This window comes from Shewanella sp. LZH-2, assembly GCF_016859145.1.
GTDB lineage: Bacteria > Pseudomonadota > Gammaproteobacteria > Enterobacterales > Shewanellaceae > Shewanella > Shewanella xiamenensis.
Window position 1 is genome coordinate 362,895 of record NZ_CP069350.1, and the last position, 15,708, is coordinate 378,602.

The window sequence follows — 15,708 nt, forward strand, 5'->3', positions numbered from 1 at the left end:
CTTATGTCGTTTTCCAGCGTTTAAAAATCAGTGAGGTGTTGATACCACCAAAGGCGAAGTTATTGCTCATCACATAGTCGGTGTCGAGTGCACGTGGTTCGCCACGAATGTAATCGAGCGTGGCGCATTCTGGGTCGATATTGTCGAGATTGAGTGTCGGGGCAAACCAACCCGCATTCATCATCTCAATGCTGACCCAAGCCTCTAGCGCACCGCAGGCGCCTAAGGTATGGCCGGTGTAGCTTTTAAGGGATGAAATCGGCATATCCGCACCGAATACCGCGTGGGTCGCATGGCTTTCGGCAATATCACCGCGGTCGGTGGCGGTGCCGTGGGCATTGACATAACCAATGGCGTCGGGCGTGAGCGCCGCATCCTTAAGGGCTAAACGAATGGCGATTTCCATGGTATCGCTATTGGGCTGAGTCACATGCTGACCATCGGAGTTAGTGCCAAAGCCGACGATCTCGGCGTAAATTTTCGCGCCGCGCGCCACGGCGTGTTCTAACTCTTCAAGCACCAGCGTACAAGCGCCTTCGCCAATTACTAAACCATCGCGCTGGGCATCAAAAGGGCGTGGCGATAATTCTGGCGTGGTGTTTTTCGTGCTGGTCGCAAACAGCGTATCAAAGACTACGGCCTCGGTGGGGCAGAGTTCTTCGCCGCCACCCGCGAGCATTAAGGTTTGCTGGCCATATTTAATCGCTTCATAGGCGTAACCTATGCCTTGGCTACCTGAGGTGCAGGCGCTGCTGGTGGTATGAATGCGCCCTTTAAGGCCAAAGAAAACCCCCACGTTTACCGCTGTGGTGTGGGCCATCATGCGGATATAACTGGTGGCGGTAACGCCTGACATATCGCCAGTTTTCAGCATATCGCCAAAGGCGGTAATGGGATCGGTACTGCCCGTGGAAGATCCATAGGCAATACCCATCTCTCCCGAAGTGACGATAGGGTCGTCCAAGAGTCCTGCATCGATAAGTGCAAGTTCGCTGGCGCGAGTCGCCATAATCGAGACGCGTCCCATGGAGCGGATTTTTTTGCGCGAATAATGGCTTGGCACTTCAAAGTCGGTCACGGGGGCGGCAAGGCGAGTGTTTAGCCCGTCATATCTGTCCCAATCCGCCATCGTCACGACACAGTTTTTTTGTGCCTTAAGGCGGTTTGCGATACTCGGCCAGTCGTGACCTAAGGCGGTAATACCACCAATGCCGGTGACAACAACTCGTCTACCCAAGCGGGTCGGGTTTGTCGGCTCAGTCATTTAGATCATGCCTCCATTCACCGAAATCACTTGGCGCGTGATATAGGCAGCATCGTCCGACATTAAAAAGGTTGCTAAGGCGGCGATTTCATTGGGTTTGCCCATGCGGCGCATTGGCACTAACTGCTCGACCATATCCTTAGGAATATCCGCCACCATATCGGTTTCGATTAAACCTGGGGCGATACAGTTGACGGTGATCTTACGTTTGGCCAGCTCTAAGGATAGCGCCTTAGTCGCACCAATCAATCCGGCTTTAGAGGCGCTGTAATTAACCTGACCACGGTTACCCGCGATACCTGAAACGGAAGCCAAGGTGATAATTCGTCCGCCCTTGCGCGCTTGCACCATAGGCATAACGCAGGGATGAATCACATTATAAAAACCATCAAGGTTAGTGTGGATTACGCTATCCCATTCGGCTTCACTCATCGCCGGAAAAGCATTGTCACGGTTGATGCCCGCATTAAGCACCACGCCATAATAAGCGCCATTTGCCTCGATATCGGCCTCAAGGGCGGCTTTGACGGCAACGCGGTCGGCAACATCAAACTTTAGTAGGCTGACGTTAACCCCAAGGGCGCGAAGCTCTGCGGCGCTGGTATCGGCTGCGGCCTGATTGCTGTGATAATGCAGCGCGATATCATAACCTGCCGCAGCCAGTTTAAGGGCGATGGCTTTGCCAATACCGCGGCTCGAACCTGTGACTAATACTCTGTTATTCATCTTTATTTCTCCACCCGTGATGCTCGATGAGTTGTTTGTGCATCAAAGGGCTAAATCCTTTTGTGATAAGACTTGTTGCTGCCAAGCATGACTCTTGGCATTAAGCCTGCTGGCTTGAGGCGATATACGCTTGGGTGTCCTGGGGTTGGAACACATTCACATTGGCCTCGGCCACTAACAGTGGTGTTTGCTGCGCTCCCGCTTCGGGCAATAGATAAATCTGGCAATCAAATACCGCCAGTCCCGACTCTTCCTGATAGAGGCGTTTAACCTGAGTGCGGTAGCAGCGATTGAGTTCGTATTGCGCCGTGTGTAAGGCTAATTTACGCGATCCCAATAAAAATCCCACGCGGATTTTATCGTGACGCAGTTTAGCCTCAACGCCCGCTAAAGCGGCAATGCTCTGTGCCATATATTCGATACCCACATAATTGGGGACGGCTTGACGATGCTCGTCAAAATAAGCGCTCTGCGGAGTGATCAGCACTTCAGTTTCGAGCACATCCGGCTGATGGCTAATAATCTTATCAATCAAGATCATTGGCGCACGATGCGGAATAAAATCGGCAATATTCTGCTCGGTTAAGTGTTGCAGCCAAATCGGCTCGGCGGCTGAAATTGCGGTATCGATAGAACTGGACATCAATCTTAAGCCCCTTTACGGCAAAAAATCAGGCTGGCATTGCTGCCGCCAAAGGCGAAGGAGTTGCTCATCACATAGTTAAGCTTGCCATGCTCGGCAAATTGCATGGGCGCGACTAGCGCAATGCTTGGGTCCTGTGGATCTTGCTGCCCATCAAACCTATGGGGCGGCAGGGCAAAGCTGTGATTATGCTGTGATAGCAAAAGGTAACAAAATGCGGCTTCAATCGCGCCCGCAGCGCCTAAGGTATGGCCGACCAGCGGTTTGGTTGAGCTTGCAGGGGGCGGCGTGTCGCCAAATACCGAGAGTACGGCGCGGCTTTCCATTGCATCATTTTTAGGCGTTGCTGTGCCATGTAAGTTTATATAATCAATATCTTGCGCAGATATTTGTGCATCATCAAGCGCGGCCTGCATGGCGGCAATCGCCCCTGCGCCTTCAGGATGCGGCGCCGACATATGGTGCGCATCGCTCGACTCGCCAATACCAGCGAGTAATACGCAGGCTTCATTTGCTGTGTTGTCTGTCGCTAAGGTCAGGGTAAATAGCGCGGCGCCTTCACCGATATTGATGCCATCGCGATTGGTGCTGAAGGGATTGCAATGCCCCTTGGAAACCGACTCTAAGGCGTGAAAACCGTTAACTGTGAGTTGGCACAGGCTGTCGATACCGCCGACAATCACCATATCGCACAGCTTGGCCTCAAGTAGGCGTTTGGCGCTGGCAAACACTTTGGCGCTAGAGGAGCAGGCGGTCGAAATGGTGTAGCAGGGACCTTGGAGCGCAAATAACTGGCGCAAAAAATCGCTGGTGCTGCCAAGTTCCTGCTGGAAGTAATGGTAATCGGCGGGGAAGTGGCTGTGCTGATTGCGATAGGCCAAGGCAGCTTCGCCCTTCGAAATCCCCGAGGTACTGGTACCTAAGACCACGCCGATGCGGTCGGCGCCATATGTCTGTTTCGCCTGTTCGACCGTGTCGGTAATTTGCTGCGCGGCAGCAAGGAGTAACTGATTATTGCGACAATCGAATTGCGCCAGTGCGGCAGGTATTGTCGGTAATGGCTCAGTGACGGGCGCAACCAGTGTCGACTCCCCAAATAATAGGGTGTCATTGGTTTGCATGGCACTGGTATCGCCTGCAATTAAGCGGGCTAACACCTGCTCGGGCGTTTGCCCTAACGGGGTACACAATCCAATCTGTGTAATGGCGACTCTGTTATTCATTGTTGCTTGCTATACCTATTACCGAATCTGGGTGGTAAATATCAGTGGCTAATATGATTAGTTTTAAGTTTTATCTTTGATTGGCAGCCTATAACTTAACGCTTAAATGGGTTGTATCTCTAACTCAAACTTTGCCTGCGGCATGGTTAAATTAATATGTGCCTGCCAAAGGGAATCGTCGGTTTGGTGCTGATAACGAATTTGTATCACTTGGGTTTGGTTATCGTTGTAACTGATAAGCGTGTCTTGGCTATAAAACTGGCGGCAGGGGATGGCGTCACATAGCCCTGTCACTAAACTTCCACCTTCTAAATGACTACGAATACTCTGTTCTGGCCAATAGATAAGTTGCATCATCGCCATCAGATATTCGGCTTTAAACTCATTCCCGAGTAGCTGACTCTGCTCACTGCTGAGTGTATTCCCATCGTAAACCAAGGTAAACAACGCTTGCCCTAGCGGAGCGAGCCCAACCAGCGTCATGCGTTCCCCTTCAAGTTCAAGCTGGGTGAGCAGCTCATGGGTGTTATCGCCCACTTTTATGCTCACCTTCTGACTAAAAGATTGGGAGGATACCTTTGCTTTGCTGTCGCCTTGCTGACTCTGGTTCGAAGAGTCTGTGCCAGCTGGGTTTGCGGCTGGCGGATTGCTGCTTGGTTTAGCGGGCGGTTTATCCGTTGCGGGGCCAAAATGCTGTGGCAGTGGCGCTAAGCAATAACGCATATCTTTTGTGAATCCGACGCAGGTTTGCCGATAGAGCAGCTCACTGCAGCCCATCAAGCCGAGGCTTGAGAGCATTAGGCTTACTGTCACTATCGCTTTTGTGCGACCTTTGGCGTTAGGGCGACCTTTGGCGTTAAGGCTTAAGCGCATCGAATTACACCTCGGCTAATTCGCTAATGGCTGGTTCGGCGGTGATGAGTTCAGCATCCTGCCGACATAGCTCGACCACCATGTTTAGACGTCGCTCGGATTCTTTAACAAAGGGATTTTGCGCATCCCAAGCATAGCCCGCCAAAATCGAGCAAATCATCTGCTTGATTTTAGGATTCGGATTTTCATAAAAAATCACATCTTGGAAGCGGCCATCGTACCAAGCCTGCACATAGGTGCGGAAGGTGTTCACCCCTTGCATTAACGGCGCTGAGTACTCGGTAGGCCAATCCACTGTGTCACCATTAAGTTGTTTGGTCACGCATTTTGCTGCCATGGATGCCGACTGCATCGCGATAGTTACGCCCGATGAAAACACCGGATCGAGGAACTCGCCGGCATTGCCCAGCAACGCAAACTTATCGGTGGCGAGGCGTGACACGTTGGCGGAATAGCCCTTGAGCGTCGCACAAGGTTGGGCGACTTTGGCATTGGCAAGCAGTGCGTTAAGGCCGGGCTCTTCGTTGACTATGGTCATTAACTGCTGCTCTAAATCACCTTCGAGGCGCGCGAGTAATTGCGGCTCTGCCACGACGCCGAGCGAGCAGCGGCCATTGCTGAAGGGAATTAACCAGTACCAAATATCCTGATGCTGCGGATGCACGCTAATTAAAATCTTATTCCGGTCGAAGTTGGGATCGCTGATGTTATCTTCCACATGGGTGAAGATGGCGCTGCGGGTCGGCAGTGAGGACGGTGTTTCGAGGTCGAGCAGTCGTGGTAATACGCGGCCAAAACCGCTGGCATCGAGCACATATTTGGCCTCGACTTGATAAAGTTCGCCCTGCTCGTTACGCACAGTTAAACGTGGTGCGGCAGTTAACTCTATCGCCTCAACGGTTTCACCGTAACGGATCTCCACCCCAAAGCTTGCCGCAGTATCGGCGAGTAATTTATCGAAGTTTCCCCGTTGTACTTGAAAGGTTGTTCCCGGCCCTGGGGTAAATTTGTCGGTAAAGTCGAAGGTGGTATATACCCCATTACGGCGGAAGGCCGCGCCATTTTTATATTGGAATCCCGCGGCATTCAGCGCCTCTAACATGCCCGCTTCTTCAATAAATTGCATACAGCAGGGCAGCAAACTCTCACCAATCGAAAAGCGCGGAAAGTGTTGTTTTTCGAGCACGATGACACGTTTGCCTTGCTTATGTAGCAGGCTAGCGGCAATCGAGCCTGAAGGGCCCGCGCCAATAATGGCGACATCGACGCAAAGGGAGTGAGACGGTGTGGCGCTAGCCGCAGTAGATGTGGACATTTAAATAACATTCCTTGTAGGTATCGAGACCTTGTTGGTGGTTAAAACCTGACGAGTGGTCAAAATCAATGGCGAAAGTACAAAGGTAAAGCCTATGCCGAGGGATAGGGTTAATCCAAAGTAATGAATAGCTTGGGTTTGGCTAAAGGCGAGTAAGCCAAAGGCCAATAGCGTCGAGCAGGCGGACATAAACACCGCCATCATCACCGCCCTGCCATGTTGCGCTGCGGCGGCAAAAAACAAGCTGTAATCTATCCCAATCCCGAAGACTAAAATCAGCGCCAGCGCATGGAATAAGCTTAAGGGGGAGCCGACTAAGCCTAAAATGGCTAAGGTAAGTACCGCGGCGAGTGCTGGCACGGCGACAACCATAGTGGCCTTTTTGAGTCCAAAACTTAGGCTAAATAGCAAGAGTGCGATAACCAGTGCTAGCCCCAATAATTTAAGGGTGAGCAGGCGATAATGCCCCATCACGGTGGAGATATCCGCGACTTTATCGATAAGTTGTACCTGTGGATCTTTGGCAAAGCGCGCTTTGAGAGCCGCAATATCTTCAATACCACCGAGCAACACTATGGCGCCATGGCTGTCGCTTCCTCGCTGTGTATTATCTGGATTGGCCGTTGGCTCCGTTGAGTGTTCAAGCGGCGCTAATCCCATTGGTGCAAGCCAAAGTGGCGCTAGCTGTTTACCAAAGCCCAGTTCGAAAAAATCCGTCGGGGTGATATAGCTATCCTTGGCGCCAATATAGGCGGCAGAAAGGTTTGGCGCTAGGCTCTCATCAAGGCCAATGTTGCTTAGTACTGTGGTTAATTGCGACTGGTAAATCTCGCCCTGTAATTGATACGCTGCATCTTGCTTTTGCTTGCTCGGTAGGTAACGGCTGAGGCTGACATAATTGCCCAGCTCTTGCTGTTTTATGGCGGTATCGAGTTGTGGGCCTAGGGCTTCGAGCCGTTGCAATAAGGCTTCTTCACTCGATGCGCGCACCAATAAAAACTGGTTATCGGTACCGCCACTGAGGAGTTTTCTGAGCTTATCTTCAGGCTCTGTCACGCTCGCAGGGCTTTGTTGTAAATGGCGAATATCATCATCCACCTTAAGTTGGCTGATACCCAGCAGACAAACACCTACGAACACTAAGGTGAATAGACTCAATCCCCATGGCGACACCAGCTTGTTTGAGAATCCGGTGAGTTTTGTAAGATAGGCCTGTGCAAGATTTAGCGGACGCTCTCCCGAAGGCAACTTGCTGCCCGCTAAGAGTGGGTAAGCCAGCACTAACGTCAGGTAGGCACCGAGTAAACCAGAGGCGCAGAAAATCGCCACCTGCTGCATGCCGGGAAACGGCGCGAGGCCAATGCCGACATAGGCCAAGGCGCTGGTGATAAAGGCGAGCGACACTGTGGGGAAGATATAGGCCACGGTCGCCTGCGCGCTACGCTCATTATCGCTTAACCGCTCGCAGTAAAAGTGGAAACTGTAGTCGATGGCTATCCCAATCAGGCTGGTGCCAAAGACGAGAGTAAGTAAATGCAGTTCCCCGAACACGCTTAGGGTAAATGTCACCGCCAGCAGTAGGCCGCTGGATATTGTCACTATCGCCAGCAGCAGCGGCATGACGGAGCGAAACGCCAGCCAAACCAATAACACTACGCCGAGCAAAGAGGCGAGACCGAGGACAGAGATTTCACTCTTAGCGGTATTAGTTGCTTCTATAGCATGAAATAGCGCGCCCGCCTGTAACACTTGTATGCCGGCATATTGCTCAGTCACTGTGGTAAGTGCTTGTGTTAACGCTGCTTGCTGAATGAGTTGGGCATTGGGATTAAAGGCGCTGTCTTTGCCCTTTGCCATCACAATAGCGGCCACGCCTTCACTGCTATTAACACCTTGTTTGGGGTGAGCAAGTAAAATCCCTTGCTTGGCGCTCAGTTTCGAGCTGGGCGCGAGGGCGAGCAAATTGGCGGGAAATAACAGCAAAGGATCTTGAGTGAGCAGTTGGCTATTGGCGTAACTAAAGGCGTTGTAGAGCTGTTGTGTGGCCGAGGCAACTAAGCTATCGAGGCCATTATGGCTTAACGCATCGGCTTGCTCTGGGGTTAATAGTTTAAATCGATGGGGAAAATAATATTGGCCTAGGGCTTCACCCATTTGCATGTCGGCACTGCGAATATCGGTAAAGGCGGTATTTTGAGTCTTAAGCTGCTTAATCAAGAGTGTTGCCGCCGCAATTGCTTGCGTTTCATCCTTGGCAATCAGGGCAAGATACACTTGATCGGCAAGTGTTGACTCTACTTGCTCGAGGGCGCGCGCTGTGAGCGCATCCTGCTGCAGATGGGGTAACATGGCGAGAATATCGCTTTGAACCTTAGCTCCATTTTGCCACAGTTGCAGCGTCCATAGGCTCGCCGCCAGCATCAGACACAGCCAAATCGCAAGGCGTAATTTGCTTGATGTGTGCATCAGTCTGTGACCTATGCGCGTGGCAATCTTGGGCGCCATGATTTTGCCTTACTCCCTTGAACCCGCGTCTTTAGGACTCGTCTGGCTGATGGCATATTGGGCTAACTCAGCCTCGCTCAGTTTACCTTGGCGCAGCTCGCGAAAATCGATACGGGTGATATCCTGCGGACTCACGCTGGGTGCGGCGCTGAGCAGCACTAAGGCATGAAGAGTATCGCTGCCTTCGAGCACCATGTTAGCGATGGCTTTTTTCATTAGTGGATCTTTAGGGGTTAATCCTAGCTGCCAGTTTTCCTTAGCTAATTCGTTCGTTAACGTTTTTTGAGCTAAGAAATGCAGCTCAAAATGATTGCTTAAACCCGAAATATCACCGCCCAGCATGGCACTCACCAGACTTGGTAATAAATCCCCCATGGCTGCGGCACTTGCCGAAGCATCGGCGCTGCTGACTTGCACTCGTCCTTGGCTATCTCGCTGAATAAGTTGCTTATCTTTTAAAATCAGCAAGGACTCAAAGGGCGTAAGCTGCTGCCAAATCAGCCCTTGGTCTTTGTCGAACACAAACTGACCTTGGCTAATGAGGGGCTTTTTTAACACTTTAAGTTGGCGGGATTGCACAAAGTGGCCGCGTACTGTCTCGCCAAGGTTAAGCTTTTGGCTGAGGGCGAGTAATGCGGCGTTATCGGCTCCTTGGTTAAACAGGGGCTGATATTGGCTCGCTTCTGTAAGGTTAGGATTAGCAAGGTCTTGCGCCTGCACAGAGCCAAGCAGCATGCAGCTTAACAGTGCGCCTTGGCAGACGCATTGCACCCACTTAGCTCGCGACCAGGTTTTGAGGAGGACATTCATTCGTTATCAACCTTTGCCAGCAGCGGTGCGATTTTGCTGCGAAACACCTCTGGCGTCACAAAGCACATTTCTTGGCTCGTCATATCCACCGCCGCCTGAATGGTATAACCCTTAGTAATACGCTCGCCCGTTGCGGTATCACGGATTTGATAATTGATTTTTAGACGATTTTCCCACTCGACCAACTCGGCGCGCACGGTAATGTATTGCTCGAAGGTGCTGGGCTTAACGTATTTGATCTGCACATCAATAATCGGCCAAGCGTAGTTCGAGGCCTGCATTTGGCGATAGTTGTAGCCTAACTCGTCGAGCAATTTGCAGCGGGCAATCTCGAAATAACGCAGGTAATTACCATGCCAAGTGATCCCCATCGAATCCACATCGTGGAAGGGGACCTGCATGTCCATTTCTATGCAGAGCAAGGCTTTCATCGGCACACTTCCCATTCGCCCGCTTGGATTTTCGCAACGGTTTGGCGCAGCACGGCTTCGAGCGGCCTGTCTTCGACTAATGGCTCAAAGTCAGCGCGCACTTGGGCGAGCGTGGTCGCAAGCGATGGCGTCAGTGAAGCTTCGTCTAACTCGTTTTGTTTAACACGCAGACCAATGCCTTGGGTCATGGCGAGCAGGGCTGCGGCGGCGACTTGTTCTGTCAGCTGTAATACACGCATACAGTCACGGGCGGCGATAGTGCCCATGCTGACTTTATCTTGGTTATGGCATTCGGTTGAGCGTGAGAAAACGCTCGCGGGCATAGTGTGTTTCAGTGCTTCCGCCGTCCAAGCTGAAACGCCGATTTGCACCGCCTTAAAGCCATGGTTGATGGCGCGACGTGCACCAGTCGAACCCGAAAGGTTAGCGGGTAAACCGTTGTTAAATTTAGGGTCCATCACTAATGCCATTTGGCGATCAATCAGATCAGCGATATTGGCCACAGTATTTTTTAAGGAGTCCATCGCAAAGGCGATATGCCCGCCGTAAAAATGGCCGCCATGGAGAATATGCTCGCCTTCAGCATCGACAATCGGGTTGTCGTTGGCGCTGTTAACTTCGGTCTCGATAAATTGGCGCATAAAGGGCAGCGCGTCTTGCAACACGCCAATAATGTGCGGCGCGCAGCGGATGGAATATCTGTCCTGCAATCTGTCGGAATTGCGCGGGTGAACATGGTGGTTCAAATCTTCCCGTATCCAAGTGGCGATTTGGTTTTGCCCTGGATGGGGTTTGGCAGCAAACAAAATATCGTCGAAATGGTTCGAGTTGCCTTTGAGGGTTAACGACGCCATGGCGGTAATGCGGCTGGCTAAACGCGCTAAATATTGTGCGCGATCAAAGGCTAAACAGGCTAATGCTGTCATCACTGCCGTGCCATTCATCAGGGCTAAGCCTTCTTTGGGGCGCAGCACATGGGGCGTGATATTCAGCTCTCGGTAAACCTCTTGGGTGGCTCGGCGCTCGCCGTTATAAATCACTTCTCGCTCGCCAACTAGCACGGCGGCGAGATAAGACAGTGGCGTTAAATCGCCACTGGCACCGACTGAACCTTCCTCTGGGATCACTGGCACGATATTGAGATTAAGCAAAGTTTCGATGCGATTTAATAGCTCATATGTCACGCCGGATTTGCCAATGGCGAGGGAGTTTAAACGGCAAGCCATCACGGCGCGCGCCTGCATTACGCTTAAGACTTCGCCAAGGCCACAACCATGAAAACGGGATAAGTGCAGCGGCAGTTCGTGCACTAAGTCAAGACTCACATTTACTGTGCAAGAGTCGCCATAGCCGGTGGTGACGCCATAGACCACGCCTTCTTCGTGCAGCAAACTATCGATAAAGCGGGCGCCTTTTTGGATATATTCTTGATAATCGGCATCATCACAGAGTTTGACCTTGGCGCCCTTAGCCACGGCGACCACCTGCTCTAATGTGAGTAACTGAAGGCCAAATTCGATTGGCGACTCAACGGTTGTCGTGTGAGTAACTGCGTGGATCATAAATGCTCTGTCCTGTCTGTAGTGCGCTCCTGCTCCGGGAGTGCTGCTGTCGTTTTGTGGGCGGATGTCGCGCGGTTAACCTGGTTATCATCCCGCCAAAAATCAAAGAAGTTAAACCATTGCAAGGGCTCACGCCTTGCGTAGTGTTCGAGGCGTTCGCTGTAGCGAGAAACGGCCTGTTGGAGTCGTTCCATTCTGCCCGCTCGTGGGCCTTTAAGTGTCTCGGCGAAGCGCTCTAAATGCACTCGATAACGCCCTTGCTCACGCAGGCAGAACATCAGATAAACCGGGCAATCTAAGAGTCCGGCCAGAATAAATGGCCCCTGCGGGAAGGCAGCATCTTGACCCATAAATGGCGTGTACACGACTCGCCCTTGGGCGTGGGATGAGGTTCTATCCCCTGCAATCACCACTAACTCGCCGTCTTCAATTTTTTGTTGTAATAGCATGGAGGTGGCGGGATTTAGCTCGGTCACTTGGATCAAATTCAGCGTGCTATCAGGATTTAACTGCTTGAGTACATTATTAAAGTTTTCGGCATGGCTGGTTAACACCATGACATTGACTTTGACCTTGCGCTGGTGGATTGAAATCGCGCGGCACAGCTCGAGATTGCCTAAGTGGGACACCAGCAGCACGGCACCTTGGCCGCTTTCTAGCTGATCGGCCAGCACTTGGCGGTCAGGAAAATCCACTTGGTTTAATTGAATGCGATCGCACCAAGCATCGATTCTATCGAGCGCCGCATTACCAAAGGCGATAAAGTGGCTTAAGCTGTCGCGCCAGCCAACGGGCTGATTTAACTGAGGATGCCGTGGCTCGAGGCGCTGCACGCGGCGCAGAAAATCCAATGAGGCTTGGCGGCTGACTTTTCCGGTCAGGAAGAAATAGCAAATCACGGGATACATAATGGCGCGGCATAGCCAATGGCCACCAAAACGGTAGCTTTCGACTAACAGTTTGATGCCCCAATAACTGCCGCGCTCCTTCATGGCTGACCAATGGGTCGCAGTATGAGCAGATGACGTCGATTTCGCCGCTTGTTTACGGTGCAGCAACTGCGGCAGACGCTTTAACATGCCGAAAAATAACCGCGTGTGCAGCTTAGAGATACGCACATTGTCGGCCACACCTTGAAAGTGGCTGACGCCATTTTCGGGATAAATGACCTTGGTGGGGTGAAACAGAATTTCTACCCCTTGCCAGTAGAGTTTGACTAGGATTTCGATATCAAAATCCATCCGCTCTGTCAGTGCTTGCTGGCTGAAGAGACGCTCGGTGGCAGCTAGGGGATACACCCTAAATCCGCACATAGAATCTTGAATATCAAAGCTTAAGGTTTCGACCCATACCCAAAAGTGGGTCAGATAACGGCCGTAGAGTCGCCCCTTAGGGACGGACTCATCGTACTCGGGTTTACCCGAGATCAGTGCATCTGGCTTGGCCTGCGCTTTGGCGAGCATGGCGGGGATGTCACTCAAATTATGCTGGCCGTCGGCATCCACCTGTAGCGCATGGGTAAAGCCATCGCGATAGGCGCGGCGAAGCCCTGTCATCACCGCCGCACCCTTTCCACGGTTGTAGGGGTGTTGCAGCAAGGTCACCCAGTCGTGTTGCTCCGCTAAGGATTGCAGCAGATAGCGGGTCTCATCATGACTGCCATCGTCAATCAAATAGCAGGGCAGATTGAGGACAGCGAGCTCGGCCAAGGTCTGGGCGATCGCGGCACTGTGATTGTAATTGGGGATCACCAGTGCCAGCTTGATTGGGGCTGGGCACATCAAATCACTCGGTGGGGCTAACATTATGTCGTTCATACCGTCGCTCACTGAGCCGCTCCATCACCTTGCTTGCTGGCAAAGCTGATACGGCCTGAGGCATAGCGGTGGTCGCCATCGCTGTAGGCAAAGGTGAGTTTTTCCTTGGCGGCATTGTGACTGATAACTAAGGTCACTTCCTGCCCAGGCAGAATAAGTTGTTGAAACTTTAGTACTTCTAAATTAGCGACCGCAGCGTTGTAACCAAAATGCTCACAACCTAAGCGCACGGCCCAATCGAGTTGGGTCACGCCGGGGAGTACTGCTTGCTCAGGGAAATGGCCGTTAAAATACTCAAGATCGGCGGCGACCAGCAGGCGTAATTCAATGCTATCAGGGCCGATCTGCGACGTGAGTATCGGCGGTAAACTCGACTTAATCATGGTCAAATAACTCAACTAGCTGGGCGGCGACACGCTTACCCTGAGTGTTTAACGGTAAGGTGTCGGGATAACGCCAGCGGCGCGGTAAGGTTACTCGCTCAAACTGGGTCAGTAGATGCGCTTTTAAGGCATTGTTGATACTGAGTTTTCCCTGCTCTTGATGCACGCTGCGGCCCAATGGCGATAGCGTAATAACGGCTCCTAACTGGGATTTAAACTGGGGCAATACCACCAATGCCGCCTGCTCGACATAGGCATGACTACAGAGCAAGGTCTCCATTTGCGCCAGCGACAGGCGTTTTTCTTCAATCTTAACGATGCGATCGAGCCTGCCCTTGAGCCTGAATTGGCCATTGGTCGTCGGCTCAATTTTATCTTCGCAGCGTAACCATTGATCGTCGGCCAAATAGGGTGACTTAAGCAGCAGGGCGCCATCGTCAGCATCTTGGTCTATGGTAATTTGTTCAAACACTTGCCATGGTTCGTCGGCCTCATGTTGACGGCGATAGGCAATACCGCCGGTTTCGGTGCTACCAAAAATCTCTATGGGTAAATGGCCGTAACATTGGGCGACACCCTGGGCGGCGGTGAAACTTAAGGGGCCGCCAGAGCTAAAGACCAAGCTGGGTGAACGTAATTGGCGTTCATGCTCCAGTGCCTTCGGTAAACGGGATAATTGTGCTGGGCTACTGATGAGGCACAGGTTTGGTAACAAGGCGGTGTAGTAGCTTAAGGTCTCTGGGTATTCAATCTGCTCACTTAAAAAGGGTCTACTGGCGGCTAAGGGCCAGAGGATTTTAAACAGCAAGCCGTAGATATGCTGATGGGAAACGGTCGATACCACACTGCAATGGGGCAAATGTTCGGCGAAGGTGTGCTCGAGCACTGTTACTTCGGCATCGAGCTGCCTTAAGCTCTTGCGAATGGCCTTAGGCTCGCCACTGCTGCCCGAAGTAAACAGCACCAGTTCACCAAAGGTGTCGCTCTTGGGCCAAGATTTTGTGGGCAGACTCAGCTCTTTATTCAATAGGATAAAGGCGTGACTCTCGCACAATGGCTTGTCGGACAATATGCCTTCAAATTGGTGTGTTAATTCGCTCAAGGTGCCGGTTTGGGTGTTGGGCGGCAAAATAATTTCTTTACCCGCCAAGAGTGCGGCACATAGGCCAACGGCAAACAGATCGCTGGTATCACTCGCCAGTAGCCATTTTCGCTCAGGCGCTTGGCGCAGCTGCTCATAAAAATGGGTCACCTGATTGGTAAACAAGGTACCTGTGACTATGTCATGGTGGTTAAAGCTGATCAGTTGTTGGGCGAATGGCCCCTGGATTAACCAGTTTTTGAGTAGCTGTGTCATGTTTTCTTCAACCAAAAGCTGCGATATAACCATTCCCCACCGAGGAGCAGTCCCATGAGTAAGTATGCAATCAAACCGTTGTACAAGGTCCAAGTTGCTAAGCTGGTAAATGCGGCGGTATAGGCCGCCATTGAGCCATTAAGGATAAATAAGCCGCACCAAAGTAGGGTGACTTTTTTAAGGTAGCCTATGGCTTCATCCGGCAAGTCGGGTTCTTTTAACCGCGCGAGCCGCTCTATCATGCTTGGGCCTTGGTATAGCGAGTAGCTAAACAGGGCTAACATGGTGAGATTAATCACCACCGGGTAATACAACAGCCAGTCACTACGTTTTGCCGCAAAACTGCCAGCAGTGAGCGCGATCCCCACAAGCAAAGGCAAGGCTAATGTCTTAACTCTTTGCTTTTGCAGCATTAAACGCACTACTAACAACAGGCAAAGCACTAGGGCGATTGTGCCTGTGGGTAGATAGTTTAGCCCCAAATACACGGCAACTGGGTAGGCGATCAGCGCGAGTGCGGTGAGCACCTGTAGCAGGACGCGCATTAGTCTTTTACTAGGCCTTCAATGGCGTTGACCACATCATTGACGGTACGAACTGATTTAAATTCATCGGGTTGAATTTTTTTGCCTGTCAGTTGTTGCAGCTTAATCACCAGATCGACGGCATCAATACTGTCCAGATCTAACTCTTCGTAAAGATTGGCGTCAGGGGTAATCGCATCGGCATCGATTTCAAACTCATCCACTAAAATCGTGGTCAGCATAGCGAGGATTTGTTCACGGTTTTGCATCTTCCT

15 protein-coding genes are annotated in these 15,708 nt (G+C 51.6%); all 15 read right to left on the minus strand.

Annotation, left to right across the window (positions count from 1 at the left end; translation table 11 throughout):
• Position 1 precedes the first annotated feature (1 nt).
• A complete protein-coding gene (locus tag JM642_RS01785; RefSeq protein WP_203432569.1) occupies positions 2 to 1,264 on the minus strand; it encodes a beta-ketoacyl-ACP synthase in 1,263 nt (420 codons plus the stop codon).
• Entirely contained in the window at positions 1,265 to 1,990 is a 726-nt protein-coding gene (locus tag JM642_RS01790; RefSeq protein ID WP_203432570.1) for a 3-ketoacyl-ACP reductase FabG2, read from the minus strand. It abuts the gene before it with no gap.
• Positions 1,991 to 2,090: 100 nt separating this feature from the next.
• Positions 2,091 to 2,633, minus strand: coding sequence for a hotdog family protein (locus tag JM642_RS01795; protein WP_239000478.1), 543 nt, complete (start codon positions 2,631 to 2,633; stop codon positions 2,091 to 2,093).
• A gap of 5 nt (positions 2,634 to 2,638) precedes the next feature.
• Positions 2,639 to 3,856, minus strand: a complete 1,218-nt coding sequence (locus tag JM642_RS01800) for a beta-ketoacyl-[acyl-carrier-protein] synthase family protein (protein WP_203432571.1) — start codon at positions 3,854 to 3,856, stop codon at positions 2,639 to 2,641.
• A gap of 102 nt (positions 3,857 to 3,958) precedes the next feature.
• On the minus strand, positions 3,959 to 4,729 hold the full coding sequence (locus JM642_RS01805) for a DUF3261 domain-containing protein (RefSeq protein ID WP_203432572.1): 771 nt from the start codon (positions 4,727 to 4,729) through the stop codon (positions 3,959 to 3,961).
• A 4-nt stretch (positions 4,730 to 4,733) separates the two neighbouring features.
• A complete protein-coding gene (locus JM642_RS01810) occupies positions 4,734 to 6,044 on the minus strand; it encodes an NAD(P)/FAD-dependent oxidoreductase (RefSeq protein WP_203432573.1) in 1,311 nt (436 codons plus the stop codon).
• Complete coding sequence (locus JM642_RS01815) at positions 6,045 to 8,549, minus strand: MMPL family transporter (protein WP_203432574.1); 2,505 nt, start codon at positions 8,547 to 8,549, stop codon at positions 6,045 to 6,047.
• Between the two features lie 9 nt (positions 8,550 to 8,558).
• Complete coding sequence (locus JM642_RS01820) at positions 8,559 to 9,359, minus strand: outer membrane lipoprotein carrier protein LolA (RefSeq protein ID WP_144376070.1); 801 nt, start codon at positions 9,357 to 9,359, stop codon at positions 8,559 to 8,561.
• The gene (locus JM642_RS01825; RefSeq protein ID WP_203432575.1) at positions 9,356 to 9,790 is read right to left on the minus strand and encodes an acyl-CoA thioesterase; all 435 of its coding nucleotides are present in this window, start codon (positions 9,788 to 9,790) and stop codon (positions 9,356 to 9,358) included. Before JM642_RS01825 ends, JM642_RS01820 begins: the two co-directional genes overlap by 4 nt.
• On the minus strand, positions 9,787 to 11,352 hold the full coding sequence (locus tag JM642_RS01830) for an aromatic amino acid ammonia-lyase (RefSeq protein ID WP_203432576.1): 1,566 nt from the start codon (positions 11,350 to 11,352) through the stop codon (positions 9,787 to 9,789). The genes JM642_RS01825 and JM642_RS01830 overlap by 4 nt, the downstream gene beginning before the upstream one ends.
• On the minus strand, positions 11,349 to 13,157 hold the full coding sequence (locus tag JM642_RS01835) for a glycosyltransferase family 2 protein (protein ID WP_203433699.1): 1,809 nt from the start codon (positions 13,155 to 13,157) through the stop codon (positions 11,349 to 11,351). The genes JM642_RS01830 and JM642_RS01835 overlap by 4 nt, the downstream gene beginning before the upstream one ends.
• A gap of 20 nt (positions 13,158 to 13,177) precedes the next feature.
• Complete coding sequence (locus tag JM642_RS01840; RefSeq protein ID WP_088586548.1) at positions 13,178 to 13,552, minus strand: thioester dehydrase; 375 nt, start codon at positions 13,550 to 13,552, stop codon at positions 13,178 to 13,180.
• Positions 13,545 to 14,909 (minus strand): AMP-binding protein, encoded by a 1,365-nt coding sequence (locus tag JM642_RS01845; RefSeq protein WP_203432577.1) that lies wholly within the window; start codon positions 14,907 to 14,909, stop codon positions 13,545 to 13,547. The genes JM642_RS01840 and JM642_RS01845 overlap by 8 nt, the downstream gene beginning before the upstream one ends.
• The gene (locus JM642_RS01850; RefSeq protein ID WP_169548250.1) at positions 14,906 to 15,454 is read right to left on the minus strand and encodes a hypothetical protein; all 549 of its coding nucleotides are present in this window, start codon (positions 15,452 to 15,454) and stop codon (positions 14,906 to 14,908) included. Before JM642_RS01850 ends, JM642_RS01845 begins: the two co-directional genes overlap by 4 nt.
• Entirely contained in the window at positions 15,454 to 15,702 is a 249-nt protein-coding gene (locus JM642_RS01855) for an acyl carrier protein (RefSeq protein ID WP_011074023.1), read from the minus strand. The genes JM642_RS01850 and JM642_RS01855 overlap by 1 nt, the downstream gene beginning before the upstream one ends.
• Positions 15,703 to 15,708 lie beyond the last annotated feature (6 nt).

Excerpts from the sequence above, each read along its gene's own strand:
- JM642_RS01785 (WP_203432569.1), bottom strand. The coding sequence starts at position 1,264 with ATGACTGAGCCGACAAACCCGACCCGCTTGGGTAGACGAGTTGTTGTC.
- JM642_RS01790 (WP_203432570.1), bottom strand. The coding sequence starts at position 1,990 with ATGAATAACAGAGTATTAGTCACAGGTTCGAGCCGCGGTATTGGCAAA.
- JM642_RS01795 (WP_239000478.1), bottom strand. The coding sequence starts at position 2,633 with ATGTCCAGTTCTATCGATACCGCAATTTCAGCCGCCGAGCCGATTTGG.
- JM642_RS01800 (WP_203432571.1), bottom strand. The coding sequence starts at position 3,856 with ATGAATAACAGAGTCGCCATTACACAGATTGGATTGTGTACCCCGTTA.
- JM642_RS01805 (WP_203432572.1), bottom strand. The coding sequence starts at position 4,729 with ATGCGCTTAAGCCTTAACGCCAAAGGTCGCCCTAACGCCAAAGGTCGC.
- JM642_RS01810 (WP_203432573.1), bottom strand. The coding sequence starts at position 6,044 with ATGTCCACATCTACTGCGGCTAGCGCCACACCGTCTCACTCCCTTTGC.
- JM642_RS01815 (WP_203432574.1), bottom strand. The coding sequence starts at position 8,549 with ATGGCGCCCAAGATTGCCACGCGCATAGGTCACAGACTGATGCACACA.
- JM642_RS01820 (WP_144376070.1), bottom strand. The coding sequence starts at position 9,359 with ATGAATGTCCTCCTCAAAACCTGGTCGCGAGCTAAGTGGGTGCAATGC.
- JM642_RS01825 (WP_203432575.1), bottom strand. The coding sequence starts at position 9,790 with ATGAAAGCCTTGCTCTGCATAGAAATGGACATGCAGGTCCCCTTCCAC.
- JM642_RS01830 (WP_203432576.1), bottom strand. The coding sequence starts at position 11,352 with ATGATCCACGCAGTTACTCACACGACAACCGTTGAGTCGCCAATCGAA.
- JM642_RS01835 (WP_203433699.1), bottom strand. The coding sequence starts at position 13,157 with ATGTTAGCCCCACCGAGTGATTTGATGTGCCCAGCCCCAATCAAGCTG.
- JM642_RS01840 (WP_088586548.1), bottom strand. The coding sequence starts at position 13,552 with ATGATTAAGTCGAGTTTACCGCCGATACTCACGTCGCAGATCGGCCCT.
- JM642_RS01845 (WP_203432577.1), bottom strand. The coding sequence starts at position 14,909 with ATGACACAGCTACTCAAAAACTGGTTAATCCAGGGGCCATTCGCCCAA.
- JM642_RS01850 (WP_169548250.1), bottom strand. The coding sequence starts at position 15,454 with ATGCGCGTCCTGCTACAGGTGCTCACCGCACTCGCGCTGATCGCCTAC.
- JM642_RS01855 (WP_011074023.1), bottom strand. The coding sequence starts at position 15,702 with ATGCAAAACCGTGAACAAATCCTCGCTATGCTGACCACGATTTTAGTG.